19 protein-coding genes are annotated in these 21,452 nt (G+C 66.0%); 11 read left to right on the top strand and 8 right to left on the bottom strand.

What is annotated here, in order from left to right; translation table 11 throughout:
• Positions 1 to 21: 21 nt before the first annotated feature.
• The 3 genes from A7X12_RS05215 to fabI are packed head-to-tail and all read left to right on the top strand — an operon-like array spanning position 22 to position 2,735.
• Complete coding sequence (locus tag A7X12_RS05215; protein ID WP_064310692.1) at positions 22 to 960, top strand: DnaJ C-terminal domain-containing protein; 939 nt, start codon at positions 22 to 24, stop codon at positions 958 to 960.
• 6 nt (positions 961 to 966) lie between these two features.
• On the top strand, positions 967 to 1,935 hold the full coding sequence (locus A7X12_RS05210; RefSeq protein WP_198161886.1) for a YihY/virulence factor BrkB family protein: 969 nt from the start codon (positions 967 to 969) through the stop codon (positions 1,933 to 1,935).
• Positions 1,932 to 2,735 (top strand): enoyl-ACP reductase FabI, encoded by an 804-nt coding sequence (gene fabI, locus A7X12_RS05205; RefSeq protein WP_064310563.1) that lies wholly within the window; start codon positions 1,932 to 1,934, stop codon positions 2,733 to 2,735. Before A7X12_RS05210 ends, fabI begins: the two co-directional genes overlap by 4 nt.
• A gap of 46 nt (positions 2,736 to 2,781) precedes the next feature.
• On the opposite strand, the gene A7X12_RS05200 is transcribed toward fabI, so the two are convergent.
• The 3 genes from A7X12_RS05200 to sppA all read right to left on the bottom strand — a co-directional run bounded on the left by A7X12_RS05200 (position 2,782) and on the right by sppA (position 5,732).
• Positions 2,782 to 3,180, bottom strand: a complete 399-nt coding sequence (locus A7X12_RS05200) for a hypothetical protein (RefSeq protein WP_064310562.1) — start codon at positions 3,178 to 3,180, stop codon at positions 2,782 to 2,784.
• Positions 3,181 to 3,270: 90 nt separating this feature from the next.
• Entirely contained in the window at positions 3,271 to 3,834 is a 564-nt protein-coding gene (locus A7X12_RS05195) for a GNAT family N-acetyltransferase (RefSeq protein ID WP_064310561.1), read from the bottom strand.
• The gene (gene sppA, locus A7X12_RS05190; protein WP_064310560.1) at positions 3,831 to 5,732 is read right to left on the bottom strand and encodes a signal peptide peptidase SppA; all 1,902 of its coding nucleotides are present in this window, start codon (positions 5,730 to 5,732) and stop codon (positions 3,831 to 3,833) included. Before sppA ends, A7X12_RS05195 begins: the two co-directional genes overlap by 4 nt.
• A gap of 205 nt (positions 5,733 to 5,937) precedes the next feature.
• On the opposite strand from sppA, the gene groES reads away from it, so the two are divergent.
• Together groES and groL are read left to right on the top strand one after the other, a co-directional pair.
• Positions 5,938 to 6,225: a co-chaperone GroES gene (groES, locus tag A7X12_RS05185; protein ID WP_064310559.1), complete on the top strand. Its 288-nt coding sequence runs from the start codon at positions 5,938 to 5,940 to the stop codon at positions 6,223 to 6,225.
• A 56-nt stretch (positions 6,226 to 6,281) separates the two neighbouring features.
• Positions 6,282 to 7,916 (top strand): chaperonin GroEL, encoded by a 1,635-nt coding sequence (gene groL / locus A7X12_RS05180; RefSeq protein ID WP_064310558.1) that lies wholly within the window; start codon positions 6,282 to 6,284, stop codon positions 7,914 to 7,916.
• A 98-nt stretch (positions 7,917 to 8,014) separates the two neighbouring features.
• On the opposite strand, the gene A7X12_RS05175 is transcribed toward groL, so the two are convergent.
• Positions 8,015 to 8,554: a hypothetical protein gene (locus tag A7X12_RS05175; protein ID WP_064310557.1), complete on the bottom strand. Its 540-nt coding sequence runs from the start codon at positions 8,552 to 8,554 to the stop codon at positions 8,015 to 8,017.
• A gap of 166 nt (positions 8,555 to 8,720) precedes the next feature.
• Here A7X12_RS05175 and A7X12_RS05170 point away from each other — a divergent pair, with 166 nt between their 5' ends.
• From A7X12_RS05170 to A7X12_RS05160, 3 genes are all read left to right on the top strand, one after another.
• Positions 8,721 to 9,878: a phosphoserine transaminase gene (locus A7X12_RS05170; RefSeq protein ID WP_064310556.1), complete on the top strand. Its 1,158-nt coding sequence runs from the start codon at positions 8,721 to 8,723 to the stop codon at positions 9,876 to 9,878.
• 107 nt (positions 9,879 to 9,985) lie between these two features.
• Positions 9,986 to 11,563, top strand: a complete 1,578-nt coding sequence (serA, locus tag A7X12_RS05165) for a phosphoglycerate dehydrogenase (RefSeq protein WP_064310555.1) — start codon at positions 9,986 to 9,988, stop codon at positions 11,561 to 11,563.
• A 20-nt stretch (positions 11,564 to 11,583) separates the two neighbouring features.
• Positions 11,584 to 12,681, top strand: coding sequence for an ATP phosphoribosyltransferase regulatory subunit (locus A7X12_RS05160; protein ID WP_064310554.1), 1,098 nt, complete (start codon positions 11,584 to 11,586; stop codon positions 12,679 to 12,681).
• A gap of 47 nt (positions 12,682 to 12,728) precedes the next feature.
• Here the strand turns inward: A7X12_RS05160 and A7X12_RS05155 are convergent, their stop codons facing one another.
• From A7X12_RS05155 to queF, 3 genes are all read right to left on the bottom strand, one after another.
• Positions 12,729 to 14,015, bottom strand: coding sequence for a glycoside hydrolase family 130 protein (locus A7X12_RS05155; RefSeq protein WP_064310553.1), 1,287 nt, complete (start codon positions 14,013 to 14,015; stop codon positions 12,729 to 12,731).
• A gap of 51 nt (positions 14,016 to 14,066) precedes the next feature.
• The gene (locus A7X12_RS05150) at positions 14,067 to 16,337 is read right to left on the bottom strand and encodes a glycosyltransferase family 4 protein (RefSeq protein WP_064310552.1); all 2,271 of its coding nucleotides are present in this window, start codon (positions 16,335 to 16,337) and stop codon (positions 14,067 to 14,069) included.
• 141 nt (positions 16,338 to 16,478) lie between these two features.
• Positions 16,479 to 16,925 (bottom strand): preQ(1) synthase, encoded by a 447-nt coding sequence (gene queF / locus A7X12_RS05145; RefSeq protein ID WP_064310690.1) that lies wholly within the window; start codon positions 16,923 to 16,925, stop codon positions 16,479 to 16,481.
• A gap of 54 nt (positions 16,926 to 16,979) precedes the next feature.
• Between queF and A7X12_RS05140 the strand changes: the two genes are divergently transcribed.
• The 3 genes from A7X12_RS05140 to A7X12_RS05130 are packed head-to-tail and all read left to right on the top strand — an operon-like array spanning position 16,980 to position 20,277.
• Entirely contained in the window at positions 16,980 to 17,810 is an 831-nt protein-coding gene (locus A7X12_RS05140; RefSeq protein WP_064310551.1) for a sulfurtransferase, read from the top strand.
• On the top strand, positions 17,807 to 18,997 hold the full coding sequence (gene metC, locus A7X12_RS05135) for a cystathionine beta-lyase (RefSeq protein WP_064310550.1): 1,191 nt from the start codon (positions 17,807 to 17,809) through the stop codon (positions 18,995 to 18,997). The genes A7X12_RS05140 and metC overlap by 4 nt, the downstream gene beginning before the upstream one ends.
• Positions 18,994 to 20,277, top strand: a complete 1,284-nt coding sequence (locus A7X12_RS05130; RefSeq protein WP_064310549.1) for a mechanosensitive ion channel family protein — start codon at positions 18,994 to 18,996, stop codon at positions 20,275 to 20,277. Before metC ends, A7X12_RS05130 begins: the two co-directional genes overlap by 4 nt.
• Before the next feature lie 4 nt (positions 20,278 to 20,281).
• Here A7X12_RS05130 and A7X12_RS05125 read toward each other — a convergent pair whose 3' ends face one another.
• On the bottom strand, positions 20,282 to 21,367 hold the full coding sequence (locus A7X12_RS05125) for a Ca2+-dependent phosphoinositide-specific phospholipase C (protein ID WP_064310548.1): 1,086 nt from the start codon (positions 21,365 to 21,367) through the stop codon (positions 20,282 to 20,284).
• Positions 21,368 to 21,452: the final 85 nt, after the last annotated feature.

The following is a 21,452-nucleotide window of genomic DNA, read 5'->3' as shown; positions in this document are numbered from 1 at the left end:
TTGGACGCATTGGGGATTTTGGTGGCAGATCCATACGTAACGCTCGGGGTGGCGCGTAGCGCGAGCGAAGACGAGATCAAGAAGGCCTATCGCAAGCTCGCCAAGGAGCTGCACCCCGATCGCAACAAGGACAATCCCAAGGCTTCGGAAAAGTTCAGCCAGGTCACGCAGGCTTATGACCTGCTGACCGACAAGGACAAGCGCGCCCGCTTCGATCGGGGCGAGATCGACGGCGACGGTAACCCGATCGCGCCGTTCGGCTTCGGCGCGGGAGCCGGAGGCGGCGCCGGCGGCTTCCGCCCCGGCGGCGGCCAGTTCGATTTCGGCGGCGGCGAGGCGGATATCGGCGACATTTTCGAAGGGCTGTTCGGCGGTGGCAAACGCGGCGGGGGCGGGGGCTTCAGCGGTGGTTTCGGTGGCTTCGGAAGGCGTCCCCAGCCCAAGGGCGCCAACATCGCCTATCGGCTGGCGGTATCGTTCGAGGATGCGGCGACGCTCGCCCCGCAGCGGATCACGCTCAAGAACGGCAAGACGATCGACCTCAAGCTCCCCGCCGGCGTCGAGGAAGGCACCCAGATGCGCCTCGCCGGAAAGGGCGAGGAAGGCCCGGGCGGTGCGGGCGACGCAATCGTTACGATCGAGATCCAGCCGCACCGTTTCTATGTACGCGATGGCGATGACATCAAGCTCGACCTGCCGGTTACGCTGGCCGAGGCGGTGCTGGGCGCGCAGGTCCGTGTACCGACGCCCGACGGCCCGGTGATGCTCACCGTGCCCAAGGGTTCCAGCTCGGGCAAGGTACTGCGGCTCAAGGGCCGGGGCTTCCACAAGCGCGGCGGTGCGCGGGGCGACTTGTTTGTGACGCTGATGGTCGACCTGCCCGTCGACGATGATGCGCTCATCGAATTTGCGCAGGGATGGAAGAACAAGGGGAACCCGCGGGGACGCATGGGCGTCTGACCCCGCGTGGACGAACCGACGCGCGCCTCGATCTCGCCCCAGTCGCCCGAAGGGCGGCGGCTGGGTATTGGTGGAAAGGTGCCGCGCCGGCTGGCCGAACTCGGCGTGACCGAACGGATGTTCGAAATCACCAAGCGAGTCGCGATCGGCACGTTCAACGACGGCTTCACCTACGCGGGTAACCTCGCCTATCTGTCGCTCGTCACGCTGTTCCCTTTCTTCATCGTCGCAACGGCGCTGGCGAGCCTGGTCGGGCGCACCGGCACTGGCGTGCATGCGCTGGAGGCGTTCCTGCAGACCGTGCCGCCCGACGTCGCCAAGCTGCTGCGCGATCCGGTGATCGAGGTGCTGAACGCCCGCAGCACCGGGGGCCTTCTCTGGTTCGGCGCGCTCGTCGGGCTCTGGACCACCGCGGGCTTCATCGAGACGATCCGCGGCATCGTGCGGCAGGCGTACGGCGTCTCGTCGGACAAGCCGTTCTGGCGCTACCGGCTGGGCGCGATCGGGATGATCGTCGCCGCAGTGCTGATGGTGATGCTCGCTTTCGCTTTCCAGGTGATCCTGACCGGTATCGAGCAGTTTCTCTATCGCATCCTCCCCTGGGCGACCGAGGCGCAGCGCTTCGCCTCGGCGGGTAAGGCGGTGCCGGCCTTCGCCCTGTTCGGCGCGCTCTACGTGCTGTTCTTCGCGCTGACCCCGTCGCGCTACCGTTCGCGCGGCTGCCCCAAATGGCCGGGGGCCTTGTGCACCACCCTGTGGTGGCTCAGCGTCACCGGCGGGCTGCCTTGGGTGCTGTCGACGCTGGGCGGCTATGGTGCCACCTATGGCAGCCTGGCGGGCGTGATGGTCGCGCTGATCTTCTTTTTCCTGGTGGGACTCGGACTCGTCGTAGGGGCGGAGCTCAACGCCGCTCTGGCGGAAGTGCCCGAAGCCGGTCTAGAGGGGGAGCAAGCACAGGAGATTCAGAAGACGTGACCGGATTGATGCAAGGGAAGCGCGGGCTCATCATGGGCCTCGCCAACGACAAATCGCTGGCATGGGGTATCGCCAAGGCTCTGCATGCCCAGGGCGCGGAGCTGGCCTTTTCCTACCAGGGTGATGCGCTGCTCAAGCGGGTGAAGCCGCTGGCCGAGCAGGTCGGTTCCGATTTCCTCATCGATTGCGACGTGGCGGACATGGCCGCGCTCGACGCCACGTTCGAGACGCTCGCAGCGCGCTGGCCCACGATCGACTTCGTGGTCCACGCGATCGGTTTCTCCGACAAGAGCCAGCTGCGTGGCCATTATTACGACACCACGCTCGACAATTTCCTGATGACGATGAACATCTCGGTGTACAGCTTCACCGCAGTGGCGCAGCGCGCCCAGCGGATGATGCCGAACGGCGGCAGCCTGCTGACGCTCAGCTATTATGGCGCCGAGAAGGTGGTGCCGCACTATAACGTGATGGGTGTCGCCAAGTCGGCGTTGGAAACCTCGGTCAAGTATCTGGCGATGGACCTGGGGCCGGAAAATATCCGCGTGAATGCGATCTCGGCCGGTCCGATCCAGACGCTGGCGGCCCGCGGCATCGGCGACTTCAACTACATCCTCAAGTGGAACCAGCTGAACTCGCCGCTGCGTCGTAACGTCACGATCGAGGATGTCGGCGGCGCGGGCTTGTATCTGGTGTCGGACCTCGCCTCGGGCGTCACCGGCGAGATCCACCATGTCGATGCCGGCTACAATGTGATCGGCATGAAGGCTGAAGACGCGCCGGACATCGCGCTGGCCTGAAGCCTTTCGGGGCGGCCGCGCGCCGCCCCCGCTGACAGGGCGGCGTTCAATATTCGCTCAGCAGCCAGGCGCGGGCGGCCTCGACATCGTCGAAGAGCATCGCGCCCGGGCGCACCTCTACGATCCTGCGGATCTGCAGTCGCGTCAACATGGTGGAAGCGACGAAACCAAGGCGCCGTGCCCATTGCGTTCTCGCCGTATCCGCGAAATTCTTGAGCACGAAATCAGCCGTCGCCTGCGGCAGCACGTGCACGCCGCGGGCGTCATAGAGCGTTCGATGGCCCTCGGCATGCGGACCGAGGCTGAGGATCGCAGCGCGGACGTCTTCGGCGATCCAGCCAACGTCCTCCGGTGAAGGAACCCCGGCGAGGCGGATGGAGATCAGGCGGGATGCACGCTCGACCTCTATCTCGAAGTCTACCGCGTACGGCGATGTCGATTCCATCGCGCGAGGTCTCGAAGAATAGCCGCGCGGGGTCAACTGTCCCGCGGGGCAGGTGCCTGTTCATCCAGGGACGGGCAGGCACCTGCGACTTCAGGCTCGGACGACCCCCAGCTCGTGGAAGGGCTTGGGCTCTTCGGGTGGCCGGGTCGGCTCGTTCAGCTCGCACTGCCAGATGCCGACATCGATCCACTGGCCGTGCTTGTATCCCGCCTCGCGAAACACGCCGGTGCGGCGGAAGCCTACCGCTTCGTGCAGCGCGATCGAATTGTCGTTCGGCAGGGTGATCATGCCGAAGGCGTGGACGAAGCCCTGCGCGCGCAGCGTGTCGACGAGCGCCTCGTACAGTAGCCGACCGGCACCGCGGCGCTGCGCGGTATCGGCCATGTAGATCGAGCTTTCGACGACGTAGCGATAGGCCGGGCGATCGCGAAAGCGATTGGCGTAGGCATAGCCGATCACGCCGCCATCGACGCCGTCGCCATTGGTCGCGACGAGCCAGGGATAATAGCCTTCGCTAGCTGCCATCCGGGTCGCCATCGCGGCGGCGTCGGGCGGCTCGATCTCGAACGAGGCCGTCCCGGTAAGAACGTTCGGCGCATAGATGGCGGCGATCGCGGCTGCGTCGTCCGGCGTGGCGGCGCGAATGCCGATCATTTCATGGCTCCCATGGCAATTTGAAGAAGGGCAAGGTCGCTCGGCTGCGCGCTCGGTACGCCCAGCGCCATACATTCGAGGCAGCGCGCCTGCACCGAACCGCTGGCGTTGAGCCGCTTGGCGTCGCCCAGCGCCTGGGCGAGCAGCGCGCGGCGTTCCTCGCCGATACGGGCATAGGTGTCGGCGCCGGCGGCGGCGTCGGCCCAGTTGCCGTTGTCCTCGTCGTCATTGCTGAACGAGCCGAGCGCAGCCGCCAGCGCGGCGGCAGCGGCGCTGGGCTTCTTGGCGAGATAGACGGTCTGGACCTTGGCGGGATCGAGCCCGGCGCGCTTCGCGGCCTCGGCGACAGCATCGTTCAGTCCGCCGAAGCGATCGACCAGGCCGATCTGCCGCGCGATACCGCCGATCCACACGCGGCCCTGGCCGATCTCGTCAACCCGCTGCGGCGTCAATTTGCGCGACGCGGCGACCAGGCCGACGAAGCGGCCATAGCCGGCCTCGATCGCCGATTGCAGGATCGTGTCCACGGTGGCGTTGGTGCCACCATAGACGCTGGGCTGGCCGGTCAGCGGCGTGCTCTGCACCCCGTCGGTGGTCACGCCGATCTTGGCGAGGCTGTTTTCGAAGGTCGGGATGATCCCGAAAATGCCGATCGAGCCTGTGATCGTGTTCGGCTCGGCGAAGATCACGTCGCCGGCGGTGGATACCCAATAGCCGCCGCTCGCCGCAAGGCCGCCCATCGACACGACGATTGGCAGCTTCTGCGCCTTGGCCTGCAGGATCGCCTGCCGCATCTGCTCCGATGCCATGGCCGAGCCGCCCGGGGAATCGACCCGTACGACCAGCGCCTTGAGCTTGCCGTCCTTAAGCCCGTCGAGGACGAGCTTGCTGACGGTATCGCCGCCCGCGCTGCCCGCGCCGCCCTTGCCGTCGACGATCTCGCCAGCGATGGTGATCACGCCGATTGCATCGCCGCTCGTCGGAAGCGGATTGGCCTGCAGCCAGTCGGCGAGCTTGATTGCGTTGAAATTGCCCGCGCGTGCGCCGCTCGGTGCACCGACCAGCTGGGCGACGTGGCGACCAAAGGCGATCCGGTCGCCAAGCTGGTCGACCAGGCCATAGGCGCGGTTGGCGGCGGCGATATCGCCCTTGGCGGCGGTGATCGCAACGTCGGGCTTCATCAGGAAATCGGCAATGCGGGCCTTGGGCCGCGCCTTCTGGATGCCTTCGCGCCACTGGTCGAGCAGGCCGCCATAAAGCGCGGTGTTCGCCTCGCGCGCCTCGGGCGACATGTCCGCGCGAATATAGGGCTCCACGGCCGACTTGAACTTGCCGACCTTATATACATGGACGTTGATGCCCAGCTTCTCGGTCAGTCCCTTGTAATAAAGCTGGCGACCGCCGGGTCCCATGAACAGCGATCCGCCCATCGGATGGACCCAGATCTCGCTGGCATTGGCGGCGATCTGGTAGCTGCTGTCGGTATAGGCGGTGGCATAGGCGAGTACCGGCTTGCCTGTCGCACGGACGCGGCCGACCGCGGCAGCGACTTCGCTTACGGTAGCAGGATAGCCGCCCAGGAAGCTGTCGAGATCGAGCACGACCGCCTTTACGCGGGTGTCACCCTTGGCAGCGTCGAGCGCGCGGATCACCTCGCGCGCGCTCACCTGACGCGCCGCGCGGGTGCCGCTGACCGCGGCGAAAGGATCCGCCTCGCTTTCCTGCTCCACCAATGCGCCATTGAACGCCACCACCAATGCGCCATCGCGAATCGTTGCCGGAGTCGGCCGATGCGACAACGCCGCAAACAGCGCGGAAAAGAACAGGAGGAGCAGAACCAGGACGAGCAGGTCCTTGATTCCGACGAGTATCTTCCAGGCGGTACGGACCAGCTTCACCGGCGGCTCCTCAAAGGGTATTCAGCGATCCGTGCTACCGGATGCGCGGGAAGGAGGCAACGACCCGTCTTATCGGCCCAACACGCCGAAAAAAGTTCCGGCTGCACCCGTTGACGAAGCAAATTTCACTTCACATATCCCTGCTGTTAGCACTCCGGGGGACCGAGTGCTAAACACCGAAATCCACCTGAAAGAGGATCAGGCAATGAACTTCCGTCCGTTGCACGACCGCGTGCTCGTCCGCCGCGTCGAAGCCGAGGAAAAGACCGCCGGCGGGATCATCATCCCCGACACCGCCAAGGAAAAGCCGCAGGAAGGCGAAGTCGTCGCCGTCGGCACCGGCACCAAGGCCGAAGATGGCAAGGTGACTCCGCTCGACGTGAAGGCGGGCGACCGCATTCTGTTCGGCAAGTGGTCGGGCACCGAGGTCAAGGTCGACGGTGAAGACCTGCTGATCATGAAGGAAAGCGACATCCTCGGCATCGTCGGCTGAGCGACCTCGCGAACCTCAACTACCTGAAACTTAGCGAAATTTGAAAGGGCAGTCCCATGGCAGCCAAGGACGTAAAGTTTTCGCGCGACGCTCGTGAGCGCATCCTGCGCGGCGTCGACATTCTCGCCGACGCGGTGAAGGTCACGCTCGGGCCGAAGGGCCGCAACGTCGTGATCGAGAAGAGCTTCGGCGCGCCCCGCATCACCAAGGACGGTGTGTCGGTCGCGAAGGAAATCGAGCTCAAGGACAAGTTCGAGAACATGGGCGCGCAGATGGTGCGCGAAGTGGCCTCGAAGACCAACGACATCGCCGGCGACGGCACGACCACCGCGACCGTTCTGGCGCAGGCGATCGTCCGCGAAGGCATGAAGTCGGTTGCCGCCGGCATGAACCCGATGGACCTGAAGCGTGGTATCGACCTCGCCGTCACCAAGGTCGTCGAGGACGTCAAGGCGCGCTCGAAGCCGGTTTCGGGTTCGCAGGAAGTCGCCCAGGTCGGCATCATCTCGGCCAATGGCGACCGTGAAGTCGGCGAGAAGATCGCCGAGGCGATGGAGAAGGTCGGCAAGGAAGGCGTGATTACCGTCGAAGAGGCGAAGGGTCTCGAATTCGAGCTCGACGTCGTCGAAGGCATGCAGTTCGACCGCGGCTACCTCTCGCCCTACTTCATCACCAACCCGGAGAAGATGGCGGTCGAGCTCAGCGATCCGTACATCCTGATCCACGAGAAGAAGCTGTCGAACCTCCAGTCGATGCTGCCGATCCTCGAGGCGGTCGTGCAGTCGGGTCGTCCGCTGCTGATCATCGCCGAGGACATCGAAGGCGAAGCGCTGGCGACTCTGGTCGTCAACAAGCTGCGCGGCGGCCTGAAGGTTGCAGCGGTCAAGGCACCGGGCTTCGGCGATCGTCGCAAGGCGATGCTGGAAGACATCGCCGTCCTCACCAAGGGTGAAGTGATCAGCGAAGACCTCGGCATCAAGCTCGAGACCGTCACGCTCGGCATGCTCGGCACCGCCAAGCGCGTCACCATCGACAAGGACAACACCACCATCGTCGATGGCGCCGGTGAAGCCGAATCGATCAAGGCTCGCACCGAGCAGATCCGCCAGCAGATCGAAGTCACCACCAGCGATTACGACCGTGAGAAGCTCCAGGAGCGTCTCGCCAAGCTTGCCGGCGGCGTGGCCGTGATCAAGGTCGGCGGTGCGACCGAAGTCGAGGTGAAGGAGCGCAAGGACCGCGTCGACGACGCGCTGCACGCAACCCGCGCAGCCGTTGAAGAAGGCATCGTCCCCGGCGGCGGCACGGCCCTGCTGTACGCGACCAAGGCGCTCGAAGGCCTGGCCGGTGCCAACGAGGACCAGACGCGCGGCATCGACATCGTTCGCAAGTCGCTGACCGCGCTGGTGCGTCAGATCGCGCAGAATGCTGGCCAGGACGGCGCTGTCGTCTCGGGCAAGCTGCTCGACCAGAACGACACCTCGTTCGGCTTCAACGCCGCGACCGACACCTACGAGAACCTCGTGGCTGCCGGCGTGATCGACCCGACCAAGGTGGTGCGCACCGCACTGCAGAACGCGGCTTCGGTCGCCGGTCTGCTGATCACCACCGAAGCCACCATTGCCGAGCTGCCGGACGACAAGCCCGCAGCCCCGGCGATGCCGGGCGGCATGGGCGGCATGGACTTCTAAGTCCGCGCTCGACGCAAAAAGAGGGGCCGGCGGAGCGATCCGCCGGCCCTTTTTGCGTTTGTTGCGCCAGTTACACGAAGGGAGCTTAAAGCCCTCCGTCAATCCTTCTTCTTGTCGTCCTTGTCGTCTGCGGGCAGCGCCGGCACGGCGGCGCGGGCGGCGGCAGTCGGCGCCGCCGGCGGCTTGCAACCCTTGGAGACGCCGAGGCCCTTGAGATACGCGCGGCGGATGGTGCCGCCATAGAGCGCTGCGGTCACCCGCTTCTCCTGCTTGTCGGCGCCGGTGACCATGCGCACCAGTCCGAAGCCGGGAATCAGCGTCCCGACGATCGCGCGGCTTCCCGCCGCGGCGATCGCGCCGCCATTGCCGCCCTTGGCTTCGGGCGCGTCGGCGTCGGTGCCAAGCACGGCGTTGAGGTCGGCGATGCTTGCGCGGATCTGCGTGCAACTCTTGGTTCCCTGCGACGAATAGGGTGCGGAGGCGGCAAGCAGCAGCACGTCCGGAATCTTTTTTTCGTTGATCCGCAGGTCGCGCAGCGGCGCCTGGGCGCCGTCGCCTACGCTCTCCCTCTGCTGTTGGGCGACGGCGGGCGCCGTCAGGAGCATCGCGGCCAGCCCAGCCGCCAGTATCTTCTGCATTTCGTTTCTCCCGGATGTCCTGCAAAGCTGCGCAGCAAAGGCACCGACCGGCAACATTGTTCCATCGCAACGATGTGCTGAATTGACTTTTGTGCCGCCGCCGTTAGGGCCGTCGACGGGCCACGCGGTCCCAACGCCGCGCGTGCTCTCTGTGAGGAGAGTCTACATGACTGATTTGACTGCCGCCGACGCCACGCTTGCGCCTGCGAAGCCCGCCACCAAACCGGCGCGTCCCTATTTCTCTTCTGGTCCCTGCGCCAAGCCGCCGGGCTGGTCGCCCGAGAAGCTCGCCACCGAGTCGCTCGGCCGCTCGCACCGCTCGAAGCTGGGCAAGACCCGTCTTCAATACTCGATCGACCTGATGCGCGAGCTACTTCGGCTGCCGGACACGCATCGCATCGGCATCGTCCCCGGTTCGGATACCGGTGCGTTCGAAATGGCGATGTGGACGTTGCTGGGCGCCCGCCCGGTCACCACGCTCGCCTGGGAAAGCTTCGGTGAGGGTTGGGTCACCGATGCGGTCAAGCAGCTCAAGCTGGACCCGACTGTCCTGCGTGCCGATTATGGGCAGCTGCCCGACCTGAACGCGGTCGACTGGTCGAACGATGTGCTGTTCACCTGGAACGGCACCACGTCGGGTGTGCGCGTGCCGAATGGCGACTGGATTGCCGACGATCGCGAAGGCCTGAGCTTCGCCGACGCGACCTCGGCGGTTTATGCTTATGATTTGCCTTGGGACAAGATCGACGTCTGCACCTTCTCCTGGCAGAAGGTGCTGGGCGGCGAAGGCGCGCACGGCGTGCTGATCCTGGGTCCGCGCGCGGTCGAGCGTCTCGAAACCTATACCCCCGCCTGGCCGCTGCCCAAGGTTTTCCGCCTGGTCTCCAAGGGCAAGCTCGCCGAGGGCGTGTTCAAGGGCGAAACGATCAACACGCCGTCGATGCTGGCCGTCGAGGACGTGATCTTCGCACTTGAATGGGGCAAGGGCCTTGGTGGTGCGGATGGGCTGATCGCCCGTTCGGACGCCAATGCCGCCGCCCTCGACAAGATTGTCGCGGAGCGCGACTGGCTCGGCCACCTCGCCGAGGATTCGGCAATCCGCTCGCGCACCAGCGTGTGTCTCACCGTCGAGGGCGCCGATGCAGACTTCATCAAGAAGTTCGCCGGCCTGCTCGAAAAGGAAGGCGCGGCCTATGACGTGGCCGGGTATCGCGATGCCCCGGCGGGCCTGCGCATATGGTGCGGCGCGACCGTCGACACCGCCGATATCGAGGCGCTCGGCCCCTGGCTCGATTGGGCATACGCCACCGCCAAGGCGGGCTGATCCGGCCGTGCTCCTGCGAAAGCAGGAGCCCAGGCCCACACGCGATTTCCCAAGAAACTCTGGGCTCCTGCTTTCGCAGGAGCACCGACGTGCACAGGAGCATATTCATGCCCAAGGTACTGATTTCCGACAAGATGGACCCCAAGGCCGCGCAGATCTTCCGCGAGCGTGGCGTCGAGGTGGACGAGATCACCGGCAAGACGCCCGAAGAACTCAAGGCGATCATAGGCAACTATGACGGCCTCGCGATCCGCAGCTCGACCAAGGTCACCAAGGACATTCTCGAGCACGCGACCAATCTGAAGGTGATCGGTCGCGCCGGCATCGGCGTCGATAATGTCGATATTCCTGCCGCCTCGGCCAAGGGCGTGGTGGTGATGAACACGCCGTTCGGCAACTCGATCACGACGGCGGAGCATGCCATCGCGCTGATGTTCGCGCTCGCCCGCCAGCTGCCCGAGGCCGACGTCTCGACCCAGGCCGGCAAGTGGGAGAAGAACCGCTTCATGGGCGTCGAGCTGACCGGCAAGACGCTGGGCCTGATCGGCGCAGGCAACATCGGCTCGATCGTCGCCGACCGTGCCATTGGTCTCCGCATGCGCGTGATCGCCTATGATCCCTTCCTCACGCCCGAGCGCGCGCTGGAAATGGGCGTCGAGAAGATGACGCTCGACGACCTGCTGCTGCGGGCCGACTTCATCACGCTGCACACGCCGCTGACCGACCAGACCCGCAACATCCTGAGCCGCGAGAATCTCGCCAAGACCAAGAAGGGCGTGCGGATCATCAACTGCGCGCGCGGCGGCCTGATCGACGAGGCGGCGCTGAAGGATGGCCTCGATTCGGGTCATATCGGCGGCGCGGCGCTCGACGTGTTCGTGCAGGAGCCTGCCAAGGAACACCCGCTGTTCGGCACGCCCAACTTCGTCGCGACCCCGCACCTCGGCGCCTCGACCACCGAGGCGCAGGTCAACGTCGCGATCCAGGTCGCCGAGCAGCTCGCCGACTATCTGGTGACCGGCGGCGTCACCAACGCGCTCAACGTGCCGAGCCTCTCGGCCGAGGAAGCGCCGCGGCTCAAGCCCTATATGGCGCTGGCCGAGAAGCTGGGCGGCCTGGTCGGCCAGCTCGCGCATGGCGAGCTGACCAGCATCGCCATCGAAGTCGAGGGCGCGGCAGCCGAGCTCAACCAGAAGCCGATCACCAGCGCGGTGCTGGCGGGGCTGATGCGCGTCCATTCGGACACGGTGAACATGGTCAACGCGCCGTTCCTCGCCAAGGAGCGTGGGCTCGACGTGCGCGAAGTGCGCCATGACCGCGAGGGCGATTATCACACGCTGGTGCGCGTGACTGTCGGCACCCAGGCGGGCGATCGCTCGGTAGCCGGGACGCTGTTCGGCAACGCCGCGCCGCGGCTGGTCGAACTGTTCGGCATCAAGGTCGAGGCCGATCTCGCCGGGCACATGCTCTACATCGTCAACGAGGACGCGCCGGGCTTCATCGGCCGCCTCGGCACCACGCTGGGCGAGGCGGGCGTCAACATCGGCACCTTCCACCTCGGCCGTCGCTCGGCCGGCGGCGAGGCGATCCTGCTGCTCTCGGTCGACGAGGCGGTGGACGAGGCGCTGCTCGCCAAGGTCCGCGCGCTGCCGGGCGTGAAGACCGCCATGGCGCTCGGCTTCTGAAGCCATTAGGGGAGGCGCCCATGACTGGTCTCCTCCCCGAAGGGTTTCACGATCGATTGCCGCCTGCTGCGGATGCGGCGGCCCGCCTCGAGACGCGCGTGCTGGGGCTCGCGCGTCTGTATGGCTACGAACAGGTGGATCCCCCACTCGCCGAATTCGCTGACGAACTGGCGACGCGGCTCAAGACGGGCGCGGTGCATAACGCGGTGCGCTTCGTCGACCCGGTATCGCAGCGCAGCCTCGCCATCCGACCGGACCTGACCGCGCAGGTCGGCCGTATCGCCGCGACGCGTATGGGCCACCATCCGCGGCCTGTGCGGCTTTGCTATGCGGGACAGGTGCTCAAGCTCAAGGCACCCGCGCTCGATCCACGCCGGGCGATGCGCCAGATCGGCTGCGAGCTGATCGGGCGGGATAGCGTGGGCGCCGCGATGGAGGTCGTGCGGGTTGCCATTGAGGCCCTGCAATCGGCGGGTGTCGAGGGACTGGCGATCGACTTCACGCTGCCCGATCTGGTCGACACGCTGGCTGGCGGCACGCTGCCGCCGGAGACGCTGACCGCGCTGCGTGAGCGGCTCGATGCCAAGGACGCGGGCGGCGTGGCGGCCATCGATCCCCAGTATCTGCCGCTGATCGAGGCCGCCGGCCCGTTCGACGGCGCAATGGCCAAGCTGCGCGCGACCGATGCCGGTACCGCGCTGGCGAGCCGCATCGACGGGCTTGCGGCCATCGCTGCGAGCATCCCGGCGGGCGTTGCGCTGACGCTCGACCCCACCGAGCGCCACGGTTTCGAATACCAGACCTGGCTCGGCTTCTCGATCTTTGCGCGCGGGGTGCGCGGTGAGATCGGTCGTGGCGGCACCTATACGGTGGTGCACGACGGCGGCCGCGAGGAGCCCGCGGTCGGCTTTTCGCTCTATGCGGACCCGATCCTCGACGCAGGCATGGGCGGTGACGCGCGTCGCCGGCTGTTCCTGCCGTTCGGGACGGATTCCGCGACGGGGGCGGCCTTGCGTGCCCAGGGCTGGGTAACCGTCGCGGCGCTGGAGCCGGAAGATACGCCCCAGGCGCAGCTGTGCAGCCACGAACTCCGCGACGGTGTACCGGCCGCGCTTTGACGGCATGCGGTCGCCACGGTTTTCCCAGGCGACCGCCTCTATCCGCCTTACTCCATCTGGTCGATCAGCGCCTGGATCGGGGCGAACGCAAACGCCACTGAGCTGTCCGCGACTCCGTACGGGATGAACAGGCTGTCGCCGTGGCGGATGGCGCCGCAGGTGTAGACGACGTTGGGCACATAGCCCTCGCGGTCCTGATCGGCGGCGGCGAGGAGCGGTGCCCGCGATCGGGCCAGCACCTTCGAGGGATCGTCCTTGTCGAGCAGTGCTGCGCCGATCGAATATTTCCGCATCGCACCGACGCCGTGGGTGAGTACCAGCCAGCCCTGGTCGGTCTCGATCGGCGGGCCGCAATTGCCCATCTGCACCAGCTCCCAGGGGAATTGCGGCTTGATGATCAGGTCGCCGCCTTCCCAATGGGTGATGTCATCCGACGTGTGGAGGAAGATATTCTCGCCGTCCTGCCGGCCGAGCATCATGTATCTGCCGCCCACCTTGCGGGGGAACAGGGCCATGCCCTTGTTGCGCGCGGCACTGCCGGTCATCGGCACGAGGTCGATGCCGCGCCAGTCATGGGTGCGCATCAGCTCCGATTGAATGCCGGACCCGTTATAGGCGGTATAGGTGCCGATCCACTCGACGGTGCCGTCGTCATGGGTGAAGTGGCAGATCCGCAGATCCTCCAGCCCGTTCGACTGGGCGCGGGTGATCGGGAAGATCACCGTCCCGGATAGCGTCGAATCGCGGTGGCGGTAGATGCGGACCGGACCTTCCATCCGGCGCTCGTCGGGCTCGCGGGCGTCGGCGGCGGTGGCGAAGGGAGGCTCGGGCGCCAGCACCAGCTCGTTGCCATCGGTGATGATGCCCTCGCGAAAGGCAACCGACGAAATGTGACCTTCGCCCACCGCGCGCAGCGACATGAGAATGCGCATGCTGCCCGGGGGCATGCCGGTCTGATCGTAATGCGGCACCGCGCTGGGATTCATCAGCGCCGCGGCGGCATAGCTGTATTCGTGACAGAAATAGGCGCCGAGCAACTGGCGCTTCTCGTCGCCGATCGCCGCACCGTCCAGCCCGAGCATCGCCTCGATCTCATCATAGCGAGTCATGAACACGCGGCGGGTCTGCCAGTGTCGTGCCTCGAAATCCTTCAGGACGAGCTCAAGTTCGGCACGCGCCTGGCTGGGCGACAGTGCGAGTACCTCGCTGACGATCCGCTCGGTCCGGCTGGGCGCGCCACCATTGGTCGAGGCCCAGGCAATGTGGAAGGGTCGCACGACAACGCGCGACGGATCGGCACGAAGCCGCAAGGGATGGTGAAACAGTTCCGGCATTGGCAACCCCCGGGGAACGCGCTCGTTACGGCGCCGTCCCCCGGTATCGCTTCAGGCGACGGCGAGTTCCGGTCCTGCCACGCTTTTATTGCGCTTTGAAAGAGCCGAGATCGCGCAATTCGCCAGTTGGAGCGCGAGAATCGACTCGGCACCTTGATTGCGGTTAAGTCCGGTAGGCATCAGCCCGTCGAAGCAGCCGCCATCGGCGACGCTGGCGAGCGGCGTGTCGAGGTCGTTCGCACCGAGATACCAGCGATACGCACGCATGGCTTCGCCGGCCCAGCGCTGGTCGCCGGTAACGTCATGTGCGGCGATGCACGCATCGATCGTCGCCTGCGCTTCCAGCGGCTGCTGGTCGAACGGCAGCGGGTCCGCATAGGCGCGGCCGAAGCTTTCCGTCCCGACGGCGCGGAAACGGCCTTCCGGCGACGTCTGGCGCTCTACGATCCAGGCAAGGGTTTCCAGGCCGGTGTCGATGAAATCGCGGCGACAAAGCACCTTGCCGGCGCGGAGCAGCGCCTCGGGCAGGCGAGCATTATCATAGGCCAGCACGATTTCGAACCAGCTCCATTCGGGCCGGCGCGCGGTCTCCAGCAACGTGATCAGCTCATTGCCAAAACGGGTCAGGATCTCGCGCGATAGCGCATGGCCCGGATGCGCCTCGGTCATCGCGGCGGCGCCGAGCATCGCAAAGGCATGCGCGCGGGGGCTGCCTAGATCAAACGCGATCGACGCGGTTTCGTCGAACAGCACCGAGGCCCAGTCGCGATGCTTCTGCGCGCGCGCGTCGCGGGCGGTGACGCCCAGCGCCCAGATCGCTCGGCCGTTCGAATCTTCCGACCCTTCGTCTTCGCACCAGCTGCGGTCGAAGTTCATGAAGTTGCGGAACTTGCGCTTGTCCGCGTTCCAGGCATGCTGAACGAAGCCGCCATAGATTGCGGTCCAGCGATCGCGAACGGCCTCGTCGACATCGTCGATCTTGCTCATCAGGATCAGCGCGCGGGCGTTGTCGTCGATGCAATAGCCGTGGCGGCGATCCGGTACCGAATAGATCGAATGCTGGAGCATGCCCGTGGCGTCGCTCATCCGCTCGACGGCGGTGAGTACCGGGTTCAGCGGCGAAAGCTCGTTAGAAGGGCGGCTGAGCCGCTCCGGCTTCTCGTCCAGAATCATGTCGATCTCCCCGACTGCGCGCTCGGCCAGCCGCGCCCACAACATGGTACGACCGCGCGCATAGGCGCGATCGGCGAGCGTCTTGCGGACCCCCTTGTCGCCGAGCAGGCGATTGATCTCCCGCGCGAAGGCCGTGCTGTCACCGAAGTCGACGATAACACCGTGGTCGTCGGCCAGGATCTCGGTGGCGTGAATATAGGGCGTCGATACGACCGGCTTGCCCATGCTGACCGCGTAGGAAAGCGTGCCGGAGGTGATCTGCGCCGGATTGAGATACGGCGTCACGTAAAGGTCGGCGGCTTGTAGATAATCGAGCAGGTCGCTCTGCTCCACGAAGCGGTTCACGAACTGGACATTGCGGCCAAGTCCCGCCGCCTGCACCTGTGCCTGCAACCGCTCGCGATAAATTTCGCCTTCATGCGCCACGAGGTTGGGGTGCGTGGCACCGAGCAGCACGTAGAGCGCGTCGGGATGCTCGGCAACGACCGCGGACATTGCCTCGATCATCGTCTCGATACCCTTGTTGGGCGCGAGCAGGCCGAAGGTGAGGACGACGTCGCGGCCTTCCCAGCCGAACTTCGCCTTGAACGGCGCCGTATCGGAATAGGGCCGGTCCGGCACGCCGTGCGGAATGTTGACGATCTTGCTGTCCTCGACGCCATGGACCCGCTTCAGGATCTCACGACCCTTTTCGGCCATGACGATCAGCGTCGACGCGCGGCGGATCAACGCTTCCATCACGCGGCGTTCGTCGGCGCTCGGACGTTCCAGAACCGTGTGCAGCGTCACGATGACGGGGATCGAAATGCGATCGGTGAGCGCGAGGAGCATTTCGCCGGCGGCACCGCCGAAAATGCCATATTCGTGCTGGATCCACAGCGCTTCCGCGCCACTCGCCTCGATCTTGCGCGCCGCTTCGAGATAGGCGCCACGATCGTTTTCGGCGATCGCGGCCGTTACCTGCGGCGGATAGGCATAATGCCCGGGCAGGTCGTCCATGGCATAGACATCGACCTGAATCTCGGGATAGCGCTCCGTGAGCGCGGTGTAGGTGTCGGTAGTAAAAGTGGCGATGCCGCACTTGCGCGGCAGGAAGTTGCCGATCAGGGCAAGATGCCGGATCCTTGGACCCATAGGAGACCGTGCCATGGCGGACCTTTCGCTACTGCATGATGGACTCGGCCCAAATCTGGGCCTTATGTCCTGTTAAACTCCCGTTTTTCGAATAAGTTGCAGTTTCGCTGCAACGCACAACTCTACACCTGATGAACCGTGCTGTAAATCTGCCGTTCAGCCGCGGCCACGGTATCCGGGAACGCCCTGATCGGGGATCCAAACGTCCTCGGGCGGCTTTCCCGACTGCCAGAACACGTCGATCGGGATACCGCCACGCGGATACCAATAGCCACCGATTCGCAGCCAGAGGGGCTGCATCTCGCGGAACAGTCGCTCGCCGATGCCGACGGTGCAATCCTCATGGAAGGCGCCGTGGTTGCGGAAGCTGCCGAGAAAGAGCTTGAGGGACTTGGATTCGACGATCTTCTCACCCGGCACGTAATCGATCACGAGATGCGCGAAATCGGGCGCGCCGGTAATCGGGCAGAGCGAGGTGAATTCGGGCGCGGCGAAGCGCACCAGATAGCGCGTACCCGCACGCGGATTGGGTACATAGTCGAGTTCCGCTTCCTCCGGCGTGGCGGGCAGAGCGGATTGCTTTCCGAGATGCTTGGCGTCCATCGCCGCCATGTAGGCGTTTGCCGTGCGGTTTCCATAGGGCTAGGACCTACCCGCATGGACGGATTGATCACCACCGAAGCGCTGGCCGGCATGCTCGGCGCCCCCGACCTGCTGGTCCTCGACGCAACCTACACCTCCACCATTCCCGGCGCGGCCAAGCAGGACCCGCGCGCGGAATTCGAGGCGGGGCACATTCCGGGCGCGCGGTTGCTCGACCTCGACACCCTGGTCGATGCCGAGAACCCGCTACCTTCGATGCTGCCGAGGCGCAGCGTCTTCGAGGAACGTATGGCGCAGCTGGGGGTGATGGGAACCACCCGTATCGTCCTTTACGATAACAGTCCGCACCACACCGCGTGCCGCGCCTGGTGGGTGCTGCGGATGTTCGGCGTGCGTGCCGAGATTCTTGACGGGAACATGGGCCATTGGCGCGCCGAGGAGCGGTCGGTGCAGACGGGCGCGCACGTCGCTGCGGCAACGGTGTTCACCGCCGGGGAAGCCGCCGCAAAGGTGCGCACGCTGGATGACATGCGCACCACCACCGAACAGATCGTCGACGCACGCTCGTCGGCTCGGTTTACCGGTGAAGAGGCCGATCCGCGCCCCGAATGTGCGGCAGGGCACATGCCGGGCGCCAAGAACATTCCCTATGGCCGTTTCTTCGAAAGCGACGGGCATTGGAAGTCGCCGGAGGGCATCCAGGCGGTGTTCGATGCCGCCGGGCTCGACCTCGGCCAACCGCTGGTCGCCACCTGCGGCTCGGGCATCACCGCCTCGGTGATCGTCTTCGCCGCGCATCTGCTCGGCCAAGAGATCGCGCTGTACGACGGCAGCTGGACCGAATGGGGGGCGCAACCGGACACGGCAAAGGTAGTCGGCGCATGAGCGGGCAGGAAGACAAGGATGCGACCAAGGTCGTCCATGCCGGCCGCCGCCCCGAATGGGCGCAAGGCATCGTCAACCCGCCGGTGTGGCGCGCCTCCACGATCCTCTACGATAACATTGCTGAGATGCGCGAGCGCGGGAGCGCCGACACGCATCACAAGCTCTATTACGGCCGTCGCGGCACGCCGACCCAATGGTCGCTCGCCGATGCGCTGACCGAGCTGGAGCCGGGCGCGCAGGCAACCTTGCTCTATTCTTCGGGCGTAGCGGCGATCACCACGGTGCTGCTGGCGGTGCTGTCGCCCGGGGACGAGGTGTTGCTGCCCGACAGCAGCTACGAACCGACGCGGGCCTTCGGTAACGGCATGCTCAGGCGGCTGGGCATCACCGCGACTTATTATGATCCGCTGATCGGCGAGGGCATCGCCGGGCTGTGCACAGAGCGGACCAAGGCGATCCTGCTCGAAAGCCCCGGCAGCCTCACCTTCGAGGTGCAGGACGTGCCTGCGATCGTCGCGGTCGCCAAGGCGCGCGGGATCGTGACGCTGCTCGACAATACCTGGGCGGGGCCGCTGCTCTTCCCGGCGATGGAGAAGGGCATCGACTATACGATCCTGTCCTGCTCCAAATATGTCGTCGGCCATTCGGACGTGATGCTGGGGTCGGTCACCGCCGCACCCGGACACTATGAAGTGTTGCGGGCGACCACCTACCAGCTCGGCCTGTGCGCCAGCCCGGACGATGCCTATCTCGCCGCGCGCGGCCTGCGCACGATGGAGGTGCGGTTGCGCCAGTCGGGCATGAGTGGGCTCAAGGTCGCGCAGTGGCTGAAGACCCGGCCGGAAGTGGCGCGAGTACTGCACCCGGCGCTGCCAGACTGCCCGGGCCATGACATGTTCCAGCGCGATTTCCGCGGGTGCGCCGGGCTGTTCTCCTTCGTACTGAACGGTGGCGACGATGCCGCGCGCACCGCGCTGATCGACGGGCTTCGGCATTTCGGCATCGGCTTCAGCTGGGGCGGTTATGAAAGTCTCGCCATTCCCGCCGATCCACAGCGTATCCGCACCGCGTCGCGCTGGGAGGCCGAGGGCCCGATGATCCGGCTCTATGTCGGGCTGGAAGACACCGACGACCTGATTGCCGATCTCGACGCGGGACTCGCCCGCTTCGCCGCCGCGCGCGGATGATCCGTGAGCTGCTCGACCGCGTCGCCGGCATAGGGATGCGCATGCCCTCGCCGGCGGAGCTGGGCGAGCTGGCGGTGGCACTGGGCCTCGCCGCATTGGCAGCGGCGATCGGCGTGCTGGTCGGCCGGCGCCTCGGCGCGCAGATCGCCGGGCTATGGCACCGAATCGCCGGCGAGCATATCAACGGCATCCAGGCCCGGCTCTGCCGGATCACCCGCTATCTGACCGTCGCGCTGCTGCTCTCGCCGGTACCGGGCGGCTATGCTTGGCATCCGCCGGCGACGCTGCTGCTCGGCGTCGCACTCGGGCTGGCGATGGCGCTGGCGGTGGTGGAGGTGCTGCGCGGACTGGGCCTGCCGCGGCTCGCCACCTGGCCGATGGGCGCGATCGCATTCACCTCGCTGCTCAGCAAGACGATGGGCGGGCTCGGCGTGATCGAGGCGCTGCTGGCGCGGATCGGCTTTGACATCGGCACGCGGCGGCTGTCGCTCTTGTCGCTGCTCACCTTCCTCATCACCGTCACGATCATCTATGCGCTGGTGCGGGTGGCGAACCGGCTGCTCGCGCAGTGGATCGGGCGGGCCAAGGGGCTCGATCCCACGCAGCAGCTGCTCGGCCAGAAGCTGGCGAGCATCGCCATCGTCACGGCCGCCTTTTTCGTCGGCATCGACCTGTTGGGCATCGACCTGACGACCTTCGCGGTGTTCTCGGGCGCGTTCGGCCTGGCGATCGGCTTCGGCATGCAGAAGACGGTCGGCAATCTGATCGCCGGGATCATCCTGCTGATGGATCGCTCGATCAAGCCCGGCGACGTGATCGTGGTGGGGGACAGCTTCGGCTGGGTGAACAAGATCGGCGTGCGCGCCGTCTCGGTGATCACCCGCGACGGCAAGGAGCATTTGATTCCGAACGAGAATCTGATGACCCAGGAAGTCGAGAACTGGTCCTACACCGATCGCAACGTGCGGGTGCGGATCGCGGTCACCGTTGCCTATGGCTGCAATCTGGAGCTGGCGCAGGACCTGATGCTGCGCGCGGCGACCGAAAGCCCGCGCGTGCTCGACACGCCGCAGCCCAATGTGTGGCTCACCGCGCTGGGCGAGAACGGCGCGGCACACGAGATCCTGGTGTGGATCAGCGATCCGGAGAGCGGCGTCGGCAATGTGCGCAGCGACGTGCTCAACCGGCTGTGGAAGCTGTTCGGCGAGCACGGCATCACCGTGCCCGCTCCGCGTCGCGACGTGCGGTTCAGCGGCGGCCCGGAGGTGGGCCGCCGCTGACTCCTCAGCGCGTCGGACAGGTCGTCGTCACGCTGTTGCAGATCACCGTGCTCTTGCCGAGCGACACGGCCCAGTTCAGCCCGCGCGGATCCGGCGCGCCTTCATAAAAATCGGTGCTGATCAGCTGCGCGCCCGAGGCGATCGCGGCGTCTAGCCGACGACGGTCATGATTGCGCGCTTCCAGCGTCTCGGCATCGGCGCGGGTGCGGACCATGAAGCCGGCCTTGACCCGGCGAGTGATCGTGGCGGGGTCCGCGGTCGGGCTCTGGGTGTTGAAGAACGACGCTTCGGGCGCGTCCTCCGGATACCAGCCGAACATCATCCGGCCCTTCAGGCTTGCATGGCCGGTCCGGTACTGTTCCTCGTTGGCGTCTGAGGTATCGAGCACGAACAGGAATTTGCCGCGCGAGGCGCCGACGGTGGGCCAGCGATGCGCCGTCACCGCGTCACGCAACGTGGGGAGGGAGCCGCGGACATCGTCGGGTGCGATCACCCGCTCGCGGCCGATCGTCGCGGCGATGTCCGCGTCGAGCGCGTCGAGCGTGGCGGCATCAAAACCAATATCGGTCGTGCGCACGCCGGGGATCGGGCGTACGTCGCTGGCATTGACTAGGATCATCACCGGCAAATGGCCCGGATGCGCATCCGACCAGCGACGGAACAGCGCCATGCAGCCGCGGAAGGTGCGGCAATGCGTCTGCCAGTCGATGCCGGGAATGTGGATGGTCTTGGCGCCGGGGGCGGCCATCTCCGCCCTGATCTCCTCGGGGCCATCGGCATAGGGGGCGGCATAGGCGCCGCCCTGGGGATCGGGCGCGACATCGATTTCGAGCTGGCGCAGCCCGAGCGCAAGCTGGCTCTCCAGCGGCGGGTGGCCATAGGCAAGCCCCTCCCAGTTGCTCGGGAGCAGCTTGCGGATGCGCGCTTCCACCTCGGGCAGCGGATAGGGGCGGTAGCTGTTGTGCGAGCCGAGCACCCGCACCTGGTCGAGGCGCAGTGTGTCGAGGCTCTTGTCGGCGTCCGGCGTCGTCCCGCCCGGTGCCATTGCCATCAGCAGCGCCGCCGCGGCGACCATCATCCCTTTGCGCATTCCCGTCCTGTCCCTTTGCGAAGCGAACCCAAGCGGGTGCCTTTGGCGGGCTTTCGTTCCGGAACCATGACAGTCGCGCACACAA

Source organism: Sphingomonas sp. TDK1 (assembly GCF_001650735.1).
Taxonomy (GTDB): domain Bacteria; phylum Pseudomonadota; class Alphaproteobacteria; order Sphingomonadales; family Sphingomonadaceae; genus Sphingomonas.
This window is presented reverse-complemented; position numbering and strand designations above follow the sequence as displayed.